Consider the following 19,309-nt stretch of genomic DNA (forward strand, 5'->3'; position numbering starts at 1 on the left):
GCACCGACACAACGTTGCTCACGCTGCTCACGCCCGGCGCCCGGCGCCCGGCCAACCGCCGGTGGCCGCCGGGCCGTCAGCCGTCAGGGGCGCGGCCCGGACCGACGAAGCCTAGGTCGGAGAGCGCTCCGAGCTGCCCCCGCGCAGGTGGATGGTGATCATGTGGGCGCGCACGACGAACGCGACAGGCCACCGGCGTCGGTGAACGCGGCGTGCGCGGGCGGGAAACGTCCGCCGGAACCCGCCCTGGGACGTGCCACGGCACGAACGGGGCCGGCGGCGGGCCGCTCTCCTTCACCGGCACTCCGCGCACACCCGATCGGGGCCGTCGTGGCGTCGTACGACCTCCGTGGCGGCCTCGCCGAACGCGCGGGTCCGGCTGGTCTCGGTCGCCGTACGCCAGGTCAGGCCGTATTCGAGCGGTGGCGCGTCGGCGATCGGTACGTAGCTGACGTTGGGGCGGGCGTAGTAGCGGGTCTCGTGGGCGGCGGTCGGGTGGACGCCCCGGCCCGCTCCGACGAGGGCGAGGAGTTCCTGGCGGGTCGCGGCCGCCGCGCCGCGTGCGATGGCCTGGCCACCGGGGGTGACGCGGGGCAGCAGGTGGTCGAGCCAGTAGTCGGGTACGGGCCCGGAGAGGCTCAGCAGTTCTTCCGTGGCGAGGTCGTCGAGGCGTACGGCGGTCCGGCGCGCGAAGCGGTGCCGACGGGCCACGGCCAGGACGCGCGAGTCGGAGATCAGGACGGGTCCGGTGGACAGGTCCGGCTCGGCCACGGGGTACTGGGCGAGCAGCAGGTCCAGTTCGCCGGAGCGCAGGAGCGCGTACGGATCGCCGAGCGGCGTCTCGTGGAGGAGGACTTCACCGGCTCCCGGGTTCCGCTGCCGGTACGTGGTGGCGGCGGCCAGCACCAGTTCGCCCGCCAGCGGGCTGCTGAAGCCGACCCGCAGAGGCTCGGCCAGACCGCGGCCGGCGGCGGCCGCCCGCGCGAGGCCCGCCTTGATCAGGTCGTAGCCGGGCCGTACGTCCGCGAGGAACTGCCGCCCGACCGGCGTCAGTTCCACGCGCCGACTGGTCCGGGCGAAGAGCGCCGTGCCGATGCGCCGCTCCAGTTGCTTGACGCTCTGGCTGACCCGGGCCTGGGAGACGTGCAGCCGCTCCGCGGTACGGCCGAAGTGCAGTTCGTCGGCGAGGGTCAGGAAGATCTCAAGGTCGCGGCGTTCCATAACCCGCACCTTATCGATCGTTTCACGGTCCGTCGTTGTTCCGGGTCTGTCGCCCGGCGAAGCTGGGAGGCATGAACGCAGAGATCACCAAGCCCCTCGCCGTCGTCACCGGAGCCAGTTCGGGCATCGGCGCGGCCACCGCGCGCGCCCTGTCCGACCTGGGCCACCCCCTTCTCCTCCTGGCCCGCCGGGTCACCAGACTCGAAGCGCTCGGCCTTCCGGACACCCTTGCCCGGGCCGTCGACGTCACCGACGCCGAGGCCGTGTCCGCCGCCGTGCGGGAGGCCGAGGCGCGGTACGGGCCGACCGACCTGATCGTCAACAACGCCGGCGTGATGCTGCTCGGAGAGGTCGCGAAGCAGCCGGCCGACGAGTGGCAGCGCATGCTCGACGTGAACGTGACCGGTCTGCTGAACGGCGTACGGGCCGTACTGCCGGGCATGGTCGGCCGCGGCCGCGGTACGGTCGTCAACGTCAGCTCGGTCGCGGGCCGCAAGAGCTACCCGAACCACACCGTTTACAGCGGCACGAAGTTCGCGGTGCACGGCCTGTCCGAGAGCCTGCGCGAGGAAGTGGCGCCGCACGGGGTGCGCGTCATCACGATCGCGCCCGGCGCCGTCGAGACGGAGTTGCTCTCGCACACCACCGATGAGACGGCCAAGGCCGACTACCAGGCGTTCAAGGACGCGGTCGGCGTCCTGACCCCGCAGGACGTGGCCGCCGCGATCACCTACGCCTACCAGCAGCCGCAACGCGTCAACCTGCGCGAGATCGTCCTGGCGGCCACGGCGCAGGCCGCATAGGTTCCGCCGTGGACCGCGGCGGCGCCGAGCGCACCGTCAAAGCCCACGTCGCGGCCGCGTCGCCGGCCACCGGCGCCCTGCCTGGGACCGTCTCGGACACCTGTAGTTGGCACTGAAGTCCGGCCGCGGCATCTCCCGGGGCCCTTTCGGCGGCTCAGCTTCCGCGCCGGGGGTGTGACCGTTACGGTGACGTCAATGCGTCCGGGGCGCAGGGTGTGCCGGGAAGTCTGGTCGGCGTTCAATGGGCCATGGGCCCACCCGACGGCGCACCTGGAGGGCCCGATGCGCGACCGCCCGCCCCTCCTGGCCCCTCCTCTCCGGCTCCCGCTGACCGAGCCGCCCGACCCCCGGCTGACCGTCCGTGCCCGCCGCGATGCCGGCGGCGCCACGGAACTGGGGCTCGTCGGCGAACTCGACGTGCGTACGGTGCGCCTGCTGTGCGACGCCGCCGTCGCCCACCTGAGGTCCGGCCGGCGGCAGCTACGGCTCGACCTGTCCGGCATCACCTGGTGCGACAACGCCAGCCTCTACACCCTCCTGGGCGTACGGGGCGCCGTGCATGCCGCGCAGGGCAGCCTGGAGCTGACGGTGACCAGCGAAACGGTCGAGCGCGCCCTGGTCCGTACCGGCGTGGGGCCGCGGCTGGTGCCCTATCCCGGCACGTCACCGTGCTCCCGCATGACGGAGCACCAGGCTACGGGGCACCACGCCTCTGGGCACAGCACCTCGGGGCACCACGCATCGGGGAATCATTCCTCCGGGAATCAACGCCCGTTTCCTGCCGGACCGCCCCCTCACCGGGCGTTCTGGCGGGGCTCGTGCGGTGACCTGTTGTGCCGGGAACCGACGGAGCCCGGAGAAGACGACCCGTCGGTATCTTGATCCCGGATGCGCGGCCGTCGAGGTGGTGGATGCCGCGTATCCGGACGTACCGCGGCGATCATCGCGGTGCGGACGCCGACCCGCAGGGCCCTGTTCGCCGTGACCCGGAAGTCTGTCCGCTGGGGTCTGTCCGCCGGAGCGCCGCCCGCCGGGGGCTCTCCGCCGGCGGGTCGAGGGAGCCGGCCGGAGCGCGAGTGGAGCACGAGCCGTGGTCCGTGACGGTCGGCCCGGCTCGGCCCGGGTGGGTCCGGGCCGAGCCGGGCCGGCACGGTGCACCGATCAGTTGACCGCGGCCGCGAGCATGCCTGGCTCGTACGAACCACCCTGCTGGTGGGTGATCACGGCGAGCCGGTTGGCCGCGTTGATCAGCGCGACCACGGCGATCAACGCGGCCGTCTGGTCGTCGTCGTAGTGCTTGCGCACCTCGGCCCAGGTCTCGTCGGAAACGCCCTGGCAGGCGTCGGCGAGCCGAGTGCCTTCCTCGGCGAGGGCCAGCGCGGCCCGCTCGGCCTCGGTGAACACGGTCGACTCCCGCCATGCGACGACCAGGTTGAGCCGGACCGCGGTCTCACCGGCGGCCGCGGCCTCCTTGGTGTGCATGTCGATGCACCAACCGCAGCCGTTGATCTGGCTGGCGCGCAGTGCCATCAGCTCCTGCGTCGACTTCGGCAGCGACGACTGCTGAACGATCAGGCCGGCGTTGGCGAAACGCTTGGCGAACTTGGCACCGAGCTCGTTCTCGAACAGGTTGAATCGGGCGTCCATGACGTCGTCCTCACTCGTGGTGTGTGGTGAACGAACACGAGACGCCTGCGACCCGCGCCCTGTGACAGGGCGACTGTGTGACGTACGACACCGCGCGGGGCTGTCACAGAGCGGCGGGGACCGGCGTCTTGTGCGCGTAGCGCCGTCGAAAGCGAAGAGGCAGGAGCACCCGGTGAAGAGCGAGCACAGCGAGCGCACAGCGGACACGACAGGACAGCTCGCCGGTGGCGGACGCACGGATGCCGCCACCGAGGTGTTCGTCGCCCATCGCAATCTGCTGTTCACCGTCGCGTACGAGATGCTCGGCTCGGCCGCCGACGCGGAGGACGTCCTGCAGGAGGCCTGGCTGCGGTGGGTGGGCGTCGATCTCGGCACGGTGCGGGAACAGCGCGCGTACCTGGTGCGGATCACCACGCGCCAGGCGCTGAGCCGGCTGCGTACGCTGGGCCGCCGTAAGGAGTCCTACGTCGGCTCCTGGCTGCCGGAACCGCTGCTCACCTCGCCCGACGTGGCCGAGGACGTCGAACTGGCCGACAGCGTCTCCACGGCGATGCTGCTCGTGCTGGAGACGCTCACACCGACCGAGCGGGCGGTGTTCGTGCTGCGCGAGGTCTTCGACTTCGGGTACGAGGAGATCGCCGAAGCCGTCGACAAGAGCCCGGCCTCGGTCCGCCAGATCGCGCACCGGGCACGGACGCACGTCGCGGCACGCCGGCCGCGCGGGATCGTTTCCCCGGCCGAGACCCGCGACGCGCTCGACGCGTTCCGGCGGGCGGTCGAAACCGGCGATGTACAGAGTCTGCTCGACATTCTCGCACCGGATGTCGTCCTGCTGGGAGACGGCGGCGGAGTCAAGCAGGCTGTTCTGCGGCCCGTCGTCGGGGCCGACAAGGTGGCCCGCCTGCTGGCCGGCGGGCTGGGCAGGCAGGCGACGGCGACGCTGCGGCCGGCCCAGGTCAATGCCTGCCCGGCGCTCATCATCCGGCTGTCCGGCGAGATCGACACCGTCGTGACGGCGCGCGTCGACAACGGGCTCATCACCGGGCTCTACGCCGTACGCAACCCCGAGAAGCTGTCCCACATGGGGCGGGAGGTCGCCTTGCGCCGCTGATCCTGTCGGACGTGAACGCCCACGGGTACCCGACACGGAGCGCGAACAGGCGGTCGAGGCCGGTCCGCTGGGCTCGGCCTCGTACCGGCCATACCGGCGCGGGGCCTGGGCAGCACGTACGCACTGTGGCGGCGCGAGGGTTCGACCGAGGCCCTCGGACCTGAGCCACCCCGGGGCATCGCCCTGCCGCCCGTATGAGTACGAGTACGGATGGTCCGTCGGCACGGTGATCAGCAGGATGGGCCCGTGACCCAGTACAGGAAATGCCCCGAGGCCACCGCTCATCATGACCGTCAGGCGGCAGAGAGGCTGCTGAAGGCGGTTCTCCTCGTGGCGGCCGTGGTGGGCGCGGCCGTGCTGTTCTACTTCGTCTTCTTCATCGGCTTCTTCGCGGTGTCCGGATAACTCCCGGTGCCCACCGACGCGTCGGCCGCGGAACGCGTGCGGCAGGATCGTCGTCATCAGCACCAGGACGTCCAAGGAGTTGAGCAGCATGAGCACCGCCCCCCGGCAGGATGACGGCGCGACCACCGCGTCCCCCCATCGGCCCGGCCTCGCCGACAGCATCGACGACGGCGCGGCCTTCGACTACATCGTGTGCGGCGCCGGTTCGGCCGGTTCCGTTCTCGCCGGCAGGCTCGCGGCCGACCCGGACGTCACGGTGCTGCTCGTCGAGAGCGGCGGCGACGACGATGACGAGCGGGTGCGCAATCCCGACCTGTGGCCGGCCAACCTCGGCAGCGAGCGGACCTGGGACCACGTCACGGAGCCGAACCCGCGGCTGAACGGACGCCGGCTCGCTTACGCGACGGGCCGTGGCCTGGGCGGGGGCGGCTCCATCAACGCCGGCGTGTGGGCCCGCGGCCACCGGAGCGACTGGGACTCCTACGCCGAGCAAGCGGGCGACCCCGCGTGGGGCTACGCACACGTGCTGGAGCTCTACCGGAGAATCGAGAACTGGCAGGGCGCCCCCGACCCCGAACGCCGAGGGACCACGGGGCCGATGCGGATCCAGCCGGCGCAGGACGTGCACCCGCTGTTCACGGCCTTCCTCGACGGCGCCGAGGCCACGGGCATCGCGCGGTTCGACAGCCCCAACGGCGCCCTGATGGAGAAGGACGCCGGCTGCGCCGTGCGGGACGAGAACGCCCACGCGGGAGTGCGGCAGACGCCCTTCCGCCGCTATGTCGCCGACCGCATGGGGCAGCCGAATCTCACGGTCCTGCCGCACACCACGGTCGGCCGCGTCCTGCTCAGCGCCGGCCGGGCCGCAGGCGTCGAGATCGTGCGCGACGGCAAGCTGCTTCGCGCTCACGCGTCCCGGGAGGTGGTGCTGTCGCTGGGCGCCATCGGCACCCCCGCCGTCCTCATGCGGTCCGGAATCGGCGACGAGGCCGAACTGCGCTCCGCCGGCGTCCCGGTGGCGCAGCACCTGCCCGGCGTCGGCCGCAACCTCGACGATCACATACGTCTGCCCTGCGTGTGGGAGGCCGCGGACGTGCCGATGCCGGTGCCCACGCGCAGCCAGGCCGTCTGCTTCTGGTCCGACGGCACGCGGCCGGGTGCGCCGGAGTTCGTCATGTACCTCTCCCCCGCCCCTTCCGTCTCCCCGGAGAGCGCCGCCCAGTACCCGCCGCCGGAGCGGTGTTTCACCCTGATGCCCGCCATGCGCCTGCGCAGCGGCAGCCGCGGCCGGATCCGCCTGGCGAGCACCGACCCGCTGGCCGGACCGCGCGTCGAGACGAACTTCCTCGCGGATCCCGACGACGTCCGCTCGGCCTTGTCCGCCGTCGCCATGGCCCGCGAGGTGGGCAACTCCGCCGCGCTGCGCCCGTTCGCCAAGCGGGAGGTGTCCCCCGCGTCCGCCGCGACGGACACGGTCGAGGCGTTCCTGCGGAACGCCGTCGAGACCTACTGGCACCAGAGCGGCACGGCCCGGATGGGGCGGGACGAGCAGGCGGTCGTGGATGCCCGGCTCAAGGTGCACGGCATCGACGGACTTCGCGTCGCCGACGCCTCCGTACTGCCTCATGTGACGGTCGCCAACACCATGGCCCCCTCCATGGTGATCGGCGAACGGGCAGCGGAAATGCTCCTGGCCGAGCACTGACCGCACTCGCGACACCCGGTCACTGCCGTCGAGCGCCCGGCCCCGGAAGTTCCGGGGCCGGGCTGTCATACGGAGATGGTCGCACCCGCCACTGACAACGCCCGTGACCTGCGCTTGGCCCGCCCGGACGGCGTCGGGGGCCGGGATCCGGGGACGGGACAGAGAGCCGGGGCCCGGTGACCGGCACAGCACCGGGCGTCCAGCCCCGACGCTCACCCCCGCGGAAAGCACTCCGCGAAATACGCGGCGTGCTGGCTGCGCAGCTCCACCCGGGCCCAGGAGTCGTCCGTGAAGCCGATCTCGTAGGTGTCGGCGTCGATGTCCGTACAGTGCCGGATCCACGCCACCTGCGTCGCGGGCGTGCTCCAGCCCGCCTCGACCGCGCCGAGTTCGCCCCGGCGGCGGCCTCGCTGCACGTAAGTGACGTGCAGGCGGCGGTCGGTGAGCTGGAGTACCGGCAGGGCGTCGGTCGTCGGCACGCGGGGCCACAGGGCGGTGGCCAGTTGGCCCGCCAGGCTTCCCCATCCGCCCTTCAGGGGCTTGCCCTTCTTGCGCCGGGCGCCGAAGAGACGGGGAATCGGCTGGACGATGGCGTCGACCAGCCAGAAGACGCGCTTGGCGCCCTCCCAGCGGTCGCCCGGGAACCGGCGGCCCGCCAGGACGCGGGGCCGGTTCCACCGGCGCGGCCTGGGCAGCCGGTGGCCGGGGAAGGCCACTTCGTTCTGTACGAGCCGCTCGTCACGCGGCAGTGCTTCGCCGGCCCGCTCCCTGGCTTCCTTGTACGGGACCCTGCCCAGCGCGACACGCAGACTCATCCGAACACCTCTCGTACGGGTTTGGCCGCCCGCGGGGCCGCCTCGGCGAGCCGTTCGTCGAAGCTCTTGGGGTCGGGCCGGTCGGCGTACTGCTTCTGCTGTTCCGTGGGCGGCGGGTTGCCGGAGTCCTGGTGCTCCACGTCCCACCGTTTGTCGCCGACGTAGACCTCCTTGAGGCCGGTGGCGTCGTGCAGGGCGGCCTCCCCCTTGTCGGCCCACCGGCCGGCCTTCTCGCCGACGTCCACGCCGGTGTGGTGCTCGATGACACTGTTGGCGAGCGGCGCCGCGTCGACGACGGCACCCACGGCCTGGGCGCCCACGGCCTTCTTGAGGACCTGCTTGACCCCCATGTTGATCTTCTTGCGGGCGTTCTTGTTCCGCCACAGCGCCTTGGCCTTGATGCGCGCCCGTCGCAGCTTCTGGAGCGCGCGCATCCGGTCGGCGAGATCCTTGAGCTTGTCCGCCAGCTTGGCGGTGATGCGTACGGCCTTCATGGCCCGGTGCGTGGCCCCGGCGGCCCCGATGAGCGGGCCGATGGCCGCGCCGACACCGGCCGTGAGGATGGCGACGATCGCCGCCGTCGCGGCGGCCACCAGCAGCGCCTCGACGATCTCGGTGATCAGTTCGATCATCGTCTCCTCGGCCTCGGTGCAGGACTCCGCGGCCATCTCCAAGAGTTCGGCGACCGTGATCATGTCCTCGGCCTCGCCCTGCAGGGCCTTCTCGAACTCGGTCATGGTCGTGCCGAAGGCGGTGGACGCCTCGCCGGTCCAGGATGCCTGCAGAGTCCGGCGCTCGGCCTGGAGATCGTCGACGACACCCCGCATCTCGGATGCGGCGGTCCGCCACTCGCGCGCGGTGGCCATCAGTTTCTCGTTGTCGCCGCTGACCTTCTCCAGGTACTCGTCGAGCCCGAGGCTCTTGACGGCACCACGGATGACGGAGTCGAGCGCGCCCGCCAGCGGGTTGCTCCAGTCGACGTCGAAGCCGATGCGTTCCAGTGCCTGGCTCACGTCTGACCACCGCCCATGAGCCGGACCTGGTCGTCCTCGTTGGTGTCGTAACCGTCGGCCGCCAGCCGCATCCCGTCGGCGATGGCCCCCAGGGACTCCTTGACGTCGTGGAGATCGCTGACGGCTTCCTCGGACTGTCTGTCGTAGTCCGCCTTGAGGCTGTCGGACTCCGCGAGCATCCCGAACACCCCGCTGGACAGTTCCAGACCGCGGGTCCGATTACGGATCCTCTCGACCCGGTCCGCCGCCTCGTCCGCCGCGTTCGCGTATCGGCGCAGAGCGGTGCTCTCCACGTCGTAGCCGTTACCCATTTGGCCCTCCCGTGACCCCGTTGTCCGTATAGGGGCGCGCTGCGACTGCTTGACGCTCCATATACGGCTTTCTGCCCATCCCCATGCCAAGTCTTTACGGAAAAGGGGTGGTTGATCGCACGGGTGCACTGTAGTCACAGCCGTTGAACGCTGTCGCACAGGTATGCCGACACGCGGAATGCGGGGCGGGCGGCGGCGCTCCGGCGCCGGCCGCCTCGCCTTCCCTCCGGCCGTCGGCCCGAGCACAACCCTTTGCCCAGCTCAGGGGTCCTATGAACGTCAATTGGCGGCATCGCACGCCTTTACGGAAGAGGAACCTGATGAAGCTTCGCCGCACCGCGGCCACGGCCGTCGCCGTGGCCGCCGTAGCGCCGGCCGCCCTGCTGGCCGCTCCCGCCGCCTACGCCACCGAAGGGGCCGGGGAGAAGCTGTATAGCTGCTACGACGTCTCCACCGCATACGGCGATTACGAGCAGAAGTCCATCAAGCTCACGCAGACCGACACCGACGGCCCGGTCGTGCGAGGCGGCGGCTGGCGGTCGTTCCGCGCGACAGTGACCAACATCAGCAGCAAGGATGTGTCGCCTCTCAGCGTCTCCGTCTACGCCTGGCGGCAGGTGGAGGACGAGGACCCGGTACTGGGGCGATTCATCGAGTTCCAGTACAAGGCCGGACAGACCGGCAAGTGGACTCCGGTGGACAGCGGCGCATCCGGACGCTTCGTGACCAACGGCGTCCTGAAGGCCGGGAAGTCGGTGACCTACGAGCTGCGCCTGCGCGCCCCCGCGAACACGCCCAAGCACATGACCTGGGGTGATGTCAGCGTCCAAACGACCTTCGTGGACCACTACCGCTTCCCCGACGGCAGGGTGGTGCCCTGCACGGCCGGCCCGACGGGACAGAACGGGATCACGATCGTGGACCCGGCGGCCAAGCCCACCCCCGGTGCGACCAAGCCCGGGACGACTCCGGGCGGGGCCACCACGCCCAGGCCCGGCCCCACGAGTCCCGCGCCTACCCCTCCCCGGCCCACCGGTTCCCCGACCCCGCCGGTCGCGCCGTCCACGCCTCGTACCGGCGCGTCGTCGAACGTCGTAGGGGTGTCGGACCAGACCACCTCCCGCGCGAGCGGCAATCTCGCGCAGACCGGTTCCTCCGACGCCCTGCCCACCGTGGCCCTGATCGGCGGAGCGGCGGTCGTCACAGGCGGCGCGGCCGTACTGATCGCGCGCCGACGCCGCACCAACTGACGGGCAACAGCCCGGGGACGCGCCGTCCGGGTGGCAGGAGCAGTAGTGGACCGCCCCTGCCGCCCTGCCGCGCCGCGGTCCACTTCCTCGACCGGGAGTTCTCGGCAGGCTGACCGACCAGGAGCCAGGGGCCACCTTGACCGGGCCAACCGGGCCAATTGGACCAACCGGATCGCCTGGATCACCCGGATCGCCTGGGCGCAGAATGGAACCCGCACAGAAGAGCGGAGTGGAACGTGAAACGCATACTGGTCATCGGTGGCGGGATCGCCGGTACGGCAACCGCGCTGGCGCTGCACAAGGCGGGGTTCGACGTCACCGTGCACGAGGCGCATACCGACACGGCCGAGGACATCGGGGCCTTCCTGACCCTGGCCGGCAACGGTATGCGCGCCTTGGCGCAGCTCGACGCTTCGGACGCGGTCACCGCGATCGGCTTTCCACTGCGCTCGCTGCGTCTTCTCGACGCCCAGGGCACCGAGGTGGCCCACGCGCCGATGGGAGAGGCCGACAACGCGCTGCTGCGGTACCGGTGCCTGCGCCGCGGCGAGTTGAATGCCGTGCTACAGGCCGAGGCCACCCGTCGAGGCATCAGGATTTCGCACGGAAAGCGCCTGCGGTCCTTCGAGGACGGCCCGAACGAGGTGATCGCGCGTTTTACGGACGGCAGCGTCGCCACCGGTGATCTGCTCATCGGCGCGGACGGCCTGAATTCGACCATTCGGCGGTCGATCGCCCCTGGCGTGGAGCCTCTTTACGCGGGTCAGCGCGTCTTCTACGGTTACGCCTCCAGCGCGCCGGTCACGGATGGCACCGGCCACATCACCATGGTGCGAGGCAGCAACTCCTCCTTCGGCTACGCGGTTTCGCCCGGCGGGGAAACGTACTGGTTCGCCCGCGTCACCACTGAAGCCATCCCCGCCGAGGAAATCACAGCCCCTCAGGCCCTCCGTCGGCGCGAGCAACTCGTCGAATTGCTGCGCGAGGACGCCACGCCCGCCGCGGGCATTGTCGCGGCCTCCACGGACGAAATCATGGCCACGAACGCCACCGAAATCCCGCCCGGTGCCCCCTGGCGCTCGGGGCGGACACTGCTCATCGGCGATGCCGCGCACGCCGCGTCACCAGCGACCGGCCAGGGGGCTTCCATGGCCTTGGAAGACGCCGTCATCCTCGCCAAATCCCTACGGGACGCGCCCGACACGGAAAGCGCGCTGTCCCTCTACGAGGCGTGCCGCCGCCCCCGCGTGGAGCACAACATCACCGTCAGCGGGCGCATCTCACGCGGCACCCACACCCCCTCGCGCACCGGTACGGCACCGGCACCGCAGCGCCCCGGCGAAGACACCCTGATTCCCCAACTGGAATGGGGCATCGACCTGCGCACTGTTCTCGGTACCGATGGCCCGGGGGCACCGGAAGGCACACCCGACGCCAAACCCTGAGGCGCGGCTCACGGGCGCGCCAGGTCACCCGCAGTCGACGTCATGCAGCGCGGGCCGGACCGGGTCGGTCGCGGTGCCGTGGATCATCAGGGAGCCGCTGTCGTCGCCCCAGCTCAGACCGTACGATCCGGCGGCGATGGGGCGAAGGCCGTCGTCGGCGGTCCAGTGGCCCGTGGGCCGGCCGATGCCGCCGGCTCCCACCGAGTAGACGTCGCCGCTGCCCGCGTACAGGAACGCCGTTTCCCGCGTGACGGCCTGGCAGCCGCCCGGACCTCGCGGTTCGAGCATTCGGTATTCCGCGCCCAGGTCACCCACCGCGCCGAGTGCGCTTCCCAGTCCGGCCGCGACGACCGAGAACGCCAGGATCCAGCGCCCCGTTACGGTGCCTTTCTCCCTTGCCCGGTCAGGCGCTGAGCGGCGTCGCACGGTCCGAATCAGGACGAGAGCCGAGGAGATCGCGAGGAACGCAGCGCCCACCAGCCAACCGGGGATCACATGATGTGCGACGACCAGCAGGAAATCGCTCCAACTCGCCACGGCGGCGAGCACCGCACAGCCGACGGCCATGAGGACGTACCAAGAGGGCCTGCTCGTCCGCTTCGTTGCGGGGTGCTCTGTTTCCATCAGCTCATACTATTTGCCTTTCTTGCCGCCAAGATCAGCGGTCCGGGCTGTCACCACGCAGCACGGTCGTCGGCCCCCGCCCGGTTGCGTGAGCCCCGGTGTTGGTGCGCGCTGCCGGGTGCGGACGGGGTCGATGCCGGGACTCACCCGCGCTCGCGGAGGTACGCCTCCAGCTCGGCGGCCCCGGTCAGCATCGCGCGTCCCCGGGCGGACAGGCGGCCGCGCCAGTCGCGCAGGGCGGCTTCGAGTGGTTCCAGCCCGCCTGCCGCCCGCACCTGGGCGATCAGCGGAGCGATCTGGTCCAGCAGGTAGCCGCCCCGTCTGAGCTGGTGGACCAGGCGGGCGTCGCGTACGTCGGTCTCGTCGTAGACGCGGTATCCGGTCAGTTGGTCGCGGCGCGGGCGTACCAGTCCGGCGTGCTCCCATTTGCGGAGCGTTGCGGGCCGGATGCCCAGCGCCGCCGCCAGCGGCCCGATGAACATGCCCCCGACCGCCGACGTCACATCGGGTTCGGCCGCGGCGTCAGCCTCGGACGCCGCGGTGAGCGCCAGATCGCGAAAGGCGCTTTCGACGGCCTGGAGGGTACGGCGGTCTTCGCGGAGCTGGGCGTGGCTCTCGTCGATGAGGCGGAACGCTTCGTCGGCCTCACCCTGGTTGACCGCCCGCAGGATGGATGCCGCTGTCCGGTGGCCATGGCCGGGCAGCAGGGCGAGGAACGCGCGCAGGGCTCGCGCGTGCGACGGGGTGTAGGTGCGGTAGCCGTGGGGGGTGCGACCGGCGGCGGGAAGGACGCCGGCCTCCTCGTAGTTCCTGACGGCCTGCGTGGACAGACCGTGTTCGCGCGCCAGGTCGATCGGCCTGAGTCGCTCCTCGCTTTGAAGGTTTTGTCCCATGACTCCGACGATATCGGGGTGGCTCTCAGGAAAGTTTCAACCGAAGGTTCAACGATACCGTTGAAGCCATGGCAACCGACATCAGGAACTTCGCTCATTCCGTCGAGGCCGCCGCCGTCATGGAGCTGCTCCCGACGCGGCCGCGGCTGCTCGCTCTCGGCGAGCCCACGCACGGGGAGGACACTCCGCTCGACCTGCGCAACAAGCTCTTCCAGGAACTCTTCGAGCAGGAGGGCTACCGGACGATCGCCATCGAGAGCGACTGCATGATGGGCCTGGTCGTGGACGACTACGTCACCTCGGGCCAGGGCACGCTCGACGAGGTCATGGAGCGCGGCTTCAGCCACGGATTCGGCGCGTCCGCCGCCAACCGTGAACTCGTACGGTGGATGCGGGCGTACAACGATGGCCGGCCGGCCTCCGAACGCCTGCGCTTCGCCGGTTTCGACGGCCCGCTGGAGATCACCGCTGCCGCGAGCCCCCGGCAGGCCCTCACCGCGCTCCACGACTACCTGGCGGCCCGGGTGGACGCGGGCCTGCTCCCCTGCACCGCGGAAACACTCGACCGCCTGCTCGGCACCGACGACCGGTGGACCGACACCGCCGTGATGATGGATCCGTCCCGGTCCGTGGGGCGGTCGGCCGAAGCCAAGGAGCTGCGGCTGCTCGCCGACGATCTGGTGGCGCTGCTGAACGCACAGACGCCGCACCTGATCGCGGCCACCTCGCGGGAGGACTGGGACCGCGCGTGCCTGTACGGGCGCACCGCCACCGGGCTGCTGCGGTACCACTTCTGGATGGCCGACCCCTCACCGGCCCGTATGACGCACCTGGTGGGCATACGGGATCAGATGATGGCCGACAACCTCCTCGCCGTCACCGAACGCGGCCCGGCACTGGCCTACGCGCACAACCTCCACCTCCAGCGGCAGAAGAGCCGGATGCCGATGGGTGACCAGGTGTTGGAGTGGTGGGGAGCGGGCGCGATCGTCAGCGCGCGGCTTGGTGAGAAGTACGCGTTCCTGGCCACGGCCCTCGGCACGATCCGGCACCACGGCGTGGACACTCCGCCGGCGGAAACCATCGAGGGGCTCCTGTACACGCTGCCGGAGGCCCACCACATCATCGGCGCTCCTCGGCTGGCCACCGCCCTCGGCGACACGCGGCCCACCCCCCGGGTGTCCCCCTACTTCGGGTACTTCCCCCTCGATCCGGAGCACCTGGCCGGGAGCGACGGGATCGTATTCGTGAAGGACCTTCCGCCGAGCTAGGCGGCCGAGCGAACCTGCGGTCGACAGGGCCGGTCCCCCGGTGTCCGCCTTCGTGCTTCGTGCGCGGTGGCGCCGGCATCGCACCACCGCGGCCCCCGCCATCCCTCGGAGCCACAACGGCCCGGCCAGGGCAACCGCCCCTCAGCGCTGCGACGGCCCGGCCGGGGCGCCCGTCCTGCACGGGCGCCCCGGCCGGGCCGGTCCTCCGTTCTCAGTGTTCGGCGGAAGCCTGCGGGTTGCGTCGGACACCGGTCGCGGCGAGCACCGCGCCGAGCACGCACAGGACCCCGGTGACGAGGGCCGCGGCATGCACCCCGTTGATGAACGCCTGACCGCTGCCCTCGACGACCGCGGACTTGAGCTGGTACGGCATGCCGTCACCGACCGGCGACACACCCATGGCGACCGCGTCCTTGGCTTCGTGCAGGCGCGCGGCCATGGGAGCGGGAACCCCGGTCGAGGTCAGCTCGTTCGTCAGGGTGGAGCCGACCCTGCCGCTGATCAGGGACATCAGGACGGAGGTGCCCAGCGCGCCACCGACCTGCAGCGCCGTGGCCTGAAGACCACCGGCCACCCCCGCGTCGCTGACCGGCGCGTTGCCGACGATCGCGTCGGAGGAGGCGGCCATCACCATGCCCACACCGAGGCCGAGCGCGATGAACGGCGGCCACATCGCGGCGTACGAGGAGTGCACACCCCAGCCGAGCATGCCGAAGGAGGCTCCTGCCTGTAGCGCCATGCCCAACGGCATGGTCAGCCGGGCACCGAACCGCTCGGTGAGCTTCGCCCCCAGCGGCGAGGCGACGACGGAGGCCAGGCTCAGCGGCAGGGTGCGTACACCGGCCTCCACGGGCGTGAAGCCGCGGACGTTCTGCAGGTAGAGCATGACGAAGAAGATCACGCCGAGCAGGACGAAGAAGTTGACGGCGGTGATGACCGTGCCGATGGTCAGCGCGGGGTTGCGGAACAACCGCATCGGCAGGATGGGGTACCCCCGGTGCTCCGCGCCCGAGCCGTCCCGGGAGTTCGCAACGCCCGAGGAGTCCGGGGAGTTCGGGGAGTCCGGGGAGTTCGGCAGGTCCGAGGGGGTTGGGGAGTTCGGGAGGGCCGGGGAGTTCGTGGATTTCGGGGAAGGGCGTTCCAGGCGCGCCTCGTACCAGCCGAACCCCAGCAGAACAACGATGCCCGCCGCGAGCACGCCGAGAGTCGAACCCGAACTCCACCCCCATGCCTCTCCCTTGACGACGCCGAAGACGATGAGGAGCAGGCCGAGTGCGAGGAGAATCACGCCCGGTATGTCGAAGCGGTGCCGGCCTGCCGGGCTCTTGCTCTGCGGCAGGACGAACGCGCTGAACGCCAGGGCCACGACGCCGATGGGAGCGTTGATGTAGAAGACGGACTCCCAGGTGACGTGCTCGACCAGCAGGCCGCCGACGATCGGCCCGAGCGCCGTGGACACGGACGACACCATCGCCCAGATGCCCACCGCCATACCGAACTTCTTCGGCGGGAACGCCGCGCGCAGCAGGCCCAGGGTGTTGGGCATGAGCAGCGCGCCGAAGAAGCCCTGCACCGCGCGGAAGGCGATGACGCCCTCGATCGAGCTGGACAGACCGATGGCGACGGAGGCGAGCGCGAAGCCGGCGACGCCGATCAGGTAGTAGGTGCGCCGGCCGAACCGGTCACCGAGCTTGCCGCCGAGGATCAGCGTGGCGGCCAGGGCCAGCAGGTAGGAGTTGGTGACCCACTGCAGGTCGGCGGTGGAGGCGTTCAGGTCCCGGCCGATCTCCGGGTTCGCGATCGAGACGACCGAGCCGTCCAGGCCGACCATGAACAGCCCGAAGGCGACCGCGATGAGCGTCAGCCAGGGGTGGCCGCGCCGGCCACGGGCCGGTTCCGGCGCGGGTGGAGCGTGCGTGGGCATGGGTGAGTGACCCATGACGGAGGAGGACATGGAGATGCCTTGCTTCTTCGAGGGTGGGACGTACGGAGTGCCGATGGGAGTACGGCTGGACATACGGCGTTGCTGCCCGCCGTCGGCCGGACCTCAGTCCGTCGCGGCGTGGATCCGCTGCGCCAGTCCCTGGAGGGCGCCGAGAGCGGACCCGATGGCGTCGAGATCCCCGTCGGTGAGGGCGTGCAGCGCCTCGACGAGGTAGCCGTCCACGAGATGGCCGACCTCGGCGACCTGGCGCCGGGCCTTCGCCGTCAGGTGCAGGTGCGCCACGCGCTTGTCGGCCGCGTCCTGCTTGCGCTCCAGGAGCCCTTGGGCGGCCAACTGGGTGACCAGGGCGCTCACGTTGTTGGGCTTGATGAGCAGCGCGTCGGCTGCCGCGCGCACGGTGACGCCGTCGTGTTCGGCGACGTGCCGCAACAGCGCGAGCTGGCTCTCGGGCAGCCGCGGGAACGGGAGGTCCTGGATGATCCGCCGGTCCAGCGCCCGGTGCAGTGCGGGCAGGACGGCCGCGAGCCCGGAGGCGATGCGGCGGGTGTCCTGGTCGGACGCACGGGAGGCGGACATACGAGAGAGTTTAGGTATGAGGGCATACCTATGTCAAAACGTGCCCGGGACGGGGCCGAGGGAGCGTTCCTTCCGCCGCTCCGCGACCGGTCGCCCCCACGACGAGGTCAGGTTCCGCACGTCCGCAACGGGGCGCGCCCTCCGTCCGGCTTCGCAGGGGCACGCCCTCGCCCTCCGGGCCCGGCTCCGCGGGGCGCGCCTTCCGTCCGGCTCCGCAGGGCGCACCCTTCCCCGGCATCACAGGGCGCGCCCCCTCACATACGGTCAGGCCGATTCGGCGCGGACGCCGAGCCGCTCGGCCGCCCGTTTCGCGACCCGTTCGAAGGCGGCGCTCATGCCGGCGGTCGTGGCGAGGAGCTTTTCGGTGCGTTCGGGGCCGGCGAGTTCCGGGGTGCCCACGCCGAACAGGGGCCGGGGCGCGTACTCCATCATGAGTTCGGAATCCCGCGCGACGTCATCACCGAAGAACGCCTGGAGGAGCCGTAGCGCGATCTCGAAACTGCCGGTCGCCGGGCCGGCGGTGATCCGGTTGCGGTCCTCCACCACGTTGCCTCGCGCCGGTACGGCCCCGTAGTGCGCGAGGTGCCCGTGGAGCTGGAAGTTGGTCGTCGCGCGGTATCCGAGCAGGAGGCCCGCCGCGCCCAGCAGCAGCGACCCCGCACACACTCCGGCCACCCAGGTCGCCCGGCTCCCCCGGTCGGCGAGGAAGGCGAGCACCTCCTCGTCCTCAAGGATCTCCGCCGGCACGGCCCCGGCGTACAGGACGTCGAGGTCGGCGGGGCAGTCCTCGAAGGTGGTCGTCGCACGGGTGGGGAAGTGCGGCATGCCGACGATCTCGTCGCGGTTCTTCCAGACGAGGTGCAGGTTCACACCCGGTTGCAGGCCGAAGGCGGTGTGGAAGCCGATGATGTCGACCGGCATGTAGCCGGGGCACACCAGGATGGCGATGTCGAGTTCGCGGCGTTCGGATGCGGGGTGCCCGGATGCCGGGTGTTCCCGTGTCGGTCGTTCAGGTGTCGGGCGTTGCGATGTCACGGCTGACCCTCCTCGACGAAACTTACAGGCAGGCTAACAGCCTGGCTGTAAGCTTTGCGTGAGGCGAGAGCGGAATCAGCCACTCGCATAGGTGTGTCCGGACACTCCGGCAGCCCGGCTGTCCGGCTACCCGGCTGCCCCCGCCGCAGCGTGGCGGGCACCGGGTGTAGGGCGCGGAGCCGGGCCTGACGGGGCCTCAGCGCGCCAGCGGTACGGTGATCTCCTTCAGCCAAGCCCGGCGGGCGAAGTCGCGGGCCCTGATGACGACCGCTTCCCGGCGTACCTCGACCTGGAGGCCCTGGTTGAAGGTTCCGCCGACGGAGACTTCGCCACCCTTGCCGTCATCCCGGTACCCCGTCTGGATGGCGCCGGTGTTGACCACCGTGAAGCCGCTCGGATTCGCGGTGCCGGGCACGACACGACGTACCACCCAGTCGGGCAGCTCCAGGTCCCAGTGGGTGTGGCCGCTGAAGAGGAAGACGTCCGGGTGCCGGCCGAGCAGGCCCAGGAGCCGGTCGGCCTGGAGATAGTCGCTCGCGTAGAGCTTGTTGCGGGTGCCGGAGACCGTGTTGGGCAGCGGGTGATGTGTGATCACCATGACGGGCTCGCGGTGGCGCGACCAGTACCACAGACGGTCTTCCAGCCACGCGAACTGCGCGTCGCTGAGCCAGACCTCGTCCCAGAGTTCGGGGTCGTGGTAGTGCGCGTACCGTTCGGTGCCGAGGGTCAGGACGGGGATGCCTGCGAAGGAGGTCTCCGCGTGGACCGTGCCGCGCCGGGCGAAGCGGTAGAAGCTGTGGAAGAGGGAGTCCTCTGATGTGTGGTTGGGCCAAGTGTCCTGGGACAGAGTGCCGGGGTCGCGCCACTTCGGTACGTAGAACTCGTGGTTGCCGATCGCCCAGGCCACGTCGCGCGGGTGGGAGTGGCGGGTCAGTTCGGCACTGACCTGCGCGTACTCGGCGTCGTAGCCGCGCGGCGTGATGTCGCCCGCGATGGCCAGGCCGGCGCTGTGCGGGTTGACGGCCGCCATGTCGTCCAGGGCCCGGCCGAAGTCGCGCAGGTCCCCTTGGATGTCGCTGATGACGTTGAACCGTACGGTGCCCCGGCCACGCCCCCGGCCGGGGGTTTCGGCCGTGGCGGCGTGGGCCTGCGGGGCGCTCACGGCGGCTGCCAGGGCGCCTCCGCCCGCGGCGAGAAGGGATCTGCGGTCCATGTGCGGCTCCGGGTACGTGCGCTGTA

19 protein-coding genes are annotated in these 19,309 nt (G+C 71.0%); 8 read left to right on the forward strand and 11 right to left on the reverse strand.

Translation table 11 applies throughout. The features are described 5' to 3' along the window. Positions 1–294 precede the first annotated feature (294 nt). Entirely contained in the window at positions 295–1,221 is a 927-nt protein-coding gene (locus tag ACH4EB_RS23260; RefSeq protein ID WP_398349471.1) for a LysR family transcriptional regulator, read from the reverse strand. A gap of 71 nt (positions 1,222–1,292) precedes the next feature. Between ACH4EB_RS23260 and ACH4EB_RS23265 the strand changes: the two genes are divergently transcribed. Both ACH4EB_RS23265 and ACH4EB_RS23270 read left to right on the forward strand, forming a co-directional pair. Next, the gene (locus ACH4EB_RS23265) at positions 1,293–2,024 is read left to right on the forward strand and encodes an SDR family oxidoreductase (RefSeq protein ID WP_398349472.1); all 732 of its coding nucleotides are present in this window, start codon (positions 1,293–1,295) and stop codon (positions 2,022–2,024) included. A 282-nt stretch (positions 2,025–2,306) separates the two neighbouring features. Further along, positions 2,307–2,906, forward strand: a complete 600-nt coding sequence (locus ACH4EB_RS23270) for an STAS domain-containing protein (protein WP_398349473.1) — start codon at positions 2,307–2,309, stop codon at positions 2,904–2,906. 279 nt (positions 2,907–3,185) lie between these two features. Here the strand turns inward: ACH4EB_RS23270 and ACH4EB_RS23275 are convergent, their stop codons facing one another. Further along, positions 3,186–3,671 carry a carboxymuconolactone decarboxylase family protein gene (locus ACH4EB_RS23275; RefSeq protein ID WP_398349474.1) on the reverse strand — a complete coding sequence of 162 codons (486 nt, stop codon included), beginning with the start codon at positions 3,669–3,671 and terminating at the stop codon, positions 3,186–3,188. 172 nt (positions 3,672–3,843) lie between these two features. Here ACH4EB_RS23275 and ACH4EB_RS23280 point away from each other — a divergent pair, with 172 nt between their 5' ends. The 3 genes from ACH4EB_RS23280 (at position 3,844) to ACH4EB_RS23290 (ending at position 6,892) form a co-directional block, all read left to right on the forward strand. Continuing rightward, positions 3,844–4,782: an RNA polymerase sigma-70 factor gene (locus tag ACH4EB_RS23280; RefSeq protein WP_398349475.1), complete on the forward strand. Its 939-nt coding sequence runs from the start codon at positions 3,844–3,846 to the stop codon at positions 4,780–4,782. 246 nt (positions 4,783–5,028) lie between these two features. Continuing rightward, complete coding sequence (locus ACH4EB_RS23285) at positions 5,029–5,187, forward strand: hypothetical protein (RefSeq protein WP_398349476.1); 159 nt, start codon at positions 5,029–5,031, stop codon at positions 5,185–5,187. A gap of 88 nt (positions 5,188–5,275) precedes the next feature. Beyond that, complete coding sequence (locus tag ACH4EB_RS23290; protein ID WP_398349477.1) at positions 5,276–6,892, forward strand: GMC family oxidoreductase; 1,617 nt, start codon at positions 5,276–5,278, stop codon at positions 6,890–6,892. A 212-nt stretch (positions 6,893–7,104) separates the two neighbouring features. Here ACH4EB_RS23290 and ACH4EB_RS23295 read toward each other — a convergent pair whose 3' ends face one another. The 3 genes from ACH4EB_RS23295 to ACH4EB_RS23305 are packed head-to-tail and all read right to left on the reverse strand — an operon-like array spanning position 7,105 to position 9,031. Then, positions 7,105–7,707: a hypothetical protein gene (locus tag ACH4EB_RS23295; protein ID WP_398349478.1), complete on the reverse strand. Its 603-nt coding sequence runs from the start codon at positions 7,705–7,707 to the stop codon at positions 7,105–7,107. Continuing rightward, positions 7,704–8,720 (reverse strand): WXG100 family type VII secretion target, encoded by a 1,017-nt coding sequence (locus ACH4EB_RS23300; RefSeq protein ID WP_398349479.1) that lies wholly within the window; start codon positions 8,718–8,720, stop codon positions 7,704–7,706. The genes ACH4EB_RS23295 and ACH4EB_RS23300 overlap by 4 nt, the downstream gene beginning before the upstream one ends. Then, a complete protein-coding gene (locus ACH4EB_RS23305) occupies positions 8,717–9,031 on the reverse strand; it encodes a DUF2563 family protein (protein WP_398349480.1) in 315 nt (104 codons plus the stop codon). Before ACH4EB_RS23305 ends, ACH4EB_RS23300 begins: the two co-directional genes overlap by 4 nt. A gap of 320 nt (positions 9,032–9,351) precedes the next feature. Here ACH4EB_RS23305 and ACH4EB_RS23310 point away from each other — a divergent pair, with 320 nt between their 5' ends. Continuing rightward, the gene (locus tag ACH4EB_RS23310) at positions 9,352–10,281 is read left to right on the forward strand and encodes an LPXTG cell wall anchor domain-containing protein (protein ID WP_398349481.1); all 930 of its coding nucleotides are present in this window, start codon (positions 9,352–9,354) and stop codon (positions 10,279–10,281) included. 236 nt (positions 10,282–10,517) lie between these two features. Then, positions 10,518–11,726 (forward strand): FAD-dependent oxidoreductase, encoded by a 1,209-nt coding sequence (locus ACH4EB_RS23315; RefSeq protein ID WP_398349482.1) that lies wholly within the window; start codon positions 10,518–10,520, stop codon positions 11,724–11,726. Positions 11,727–11,750: 24 nt separating this feature from the next. On the opposite strand, the gene ACH4EB_RS23320 is transcribed toward ACH4EB_RS23315, so the two are convergent. After that, positions 11,751–12,293, reverse strand: coding sequence for a hypothetical protein (locus ACH4EB_RS23320; protein WP_398349483.1), 543 nt, complete (start codon positions 12,291–12,293; stop codon positions 11,751–11,753). Between the two features lie 200 nt (positions 12,294–12,493). Further along, positions 12,494–13,243 (reverse strand): TioE family transcriptional regulator, encoded by a 750-nt coding sequence (locus ACH4EB_RS23325; RefSeq protein ID WP_398349484.1) that lies wholly within the window; start codon positions 13,241–13,243, stop codon positions 12,494–12,496. Between the two features lie 68 nt (positions 13,244–13,311). On the opposite strand from ACH4EB_RS23325, the gene ACH4EB_RS23330 reads away from it, so the two are divergent. Further along, positions 13,312–14,514, forward strand: coding sequence for an erythromycin esterase family protein (locus ACH4EB_RS23330; protein ID WP_398349485.1), 1,203 nt, complete (start codon positions 13,312–13,314; stop codon positions 14,512–14,514). Between the two features lie 211 nt (positions 14,515–14,725). On the opposite strand, the gene ACH4EB_RS23335 is transcribed toward ACH4EB_RS23330, so the two are convergent. The 4 genes from ACH4EB_RS23335 to ACH4EB_RS23350 all read right to left on the reverse strand — a co-directional run bounded on the left by ACH4EB_RS23335 (position 14,726) and on the right by ACH4EB_RS23350 (position 19,283). Next, on the reverse strand, positions 14,726–16,468 hold the full coding sequence (locus tag ACH4EB_RS23335) for an MFS transporter (protein ID WP_398349547.1): 1,743 nt from the start codon (positions 16,466–16,468) through the stop codon (positions 14,726–14,728). 93 nt (positions 16,469–16,561) lie between these two features. Further along, the gene (locus tag ACH4EB_RS23340; protein ID WP_398349486.1) at positions 16,562–17,035 is read right to left on the reverse strand and encodes a MarR family winged helix-turn-helix transcriptional regulator; all 474 of its coding nucleotides are present in this window, start codon (positions 17,033–17,035) and stop codon (positions 16,562–16,564) included. A 264-nt stretch (positions 17,036–17,299) separates the two neighbouring features. Next, on the reverse strand, positions 17,300–18,070 hold the full coding sequence (locus ACH4EB_RS23345) for a DJ-1/PfpI family protein (RefSeq protein ID WP_398349487.1): 771 nt from the start codon (positions 18,068–18,070) through the stop codon (positions 17,300–17,302). 196 nt (positions 18,071–18,266) lie between these two features. Beyond that, positions 18,267–19,283, reverse strand: coding sequence for a DUF4073 domain-containing protein (locus ACH4EB_RS23350; RefSeq protein WP_398349488.1), 1,017 nt, complete (start codon positions 19,281–19,283; stop codon positions 18,267–18,269). Positions 19,284–19,309: the final 26 nt, after the last annotated feature.

The organism is Streptomyces sp. NPDC018045 (assembly GCF_044327445.1).
Lineage (GTDB): Bacteria > Actinomycetota > Actinomycetes > Streptomycetales > Streptomycetaceae > Streptomyces.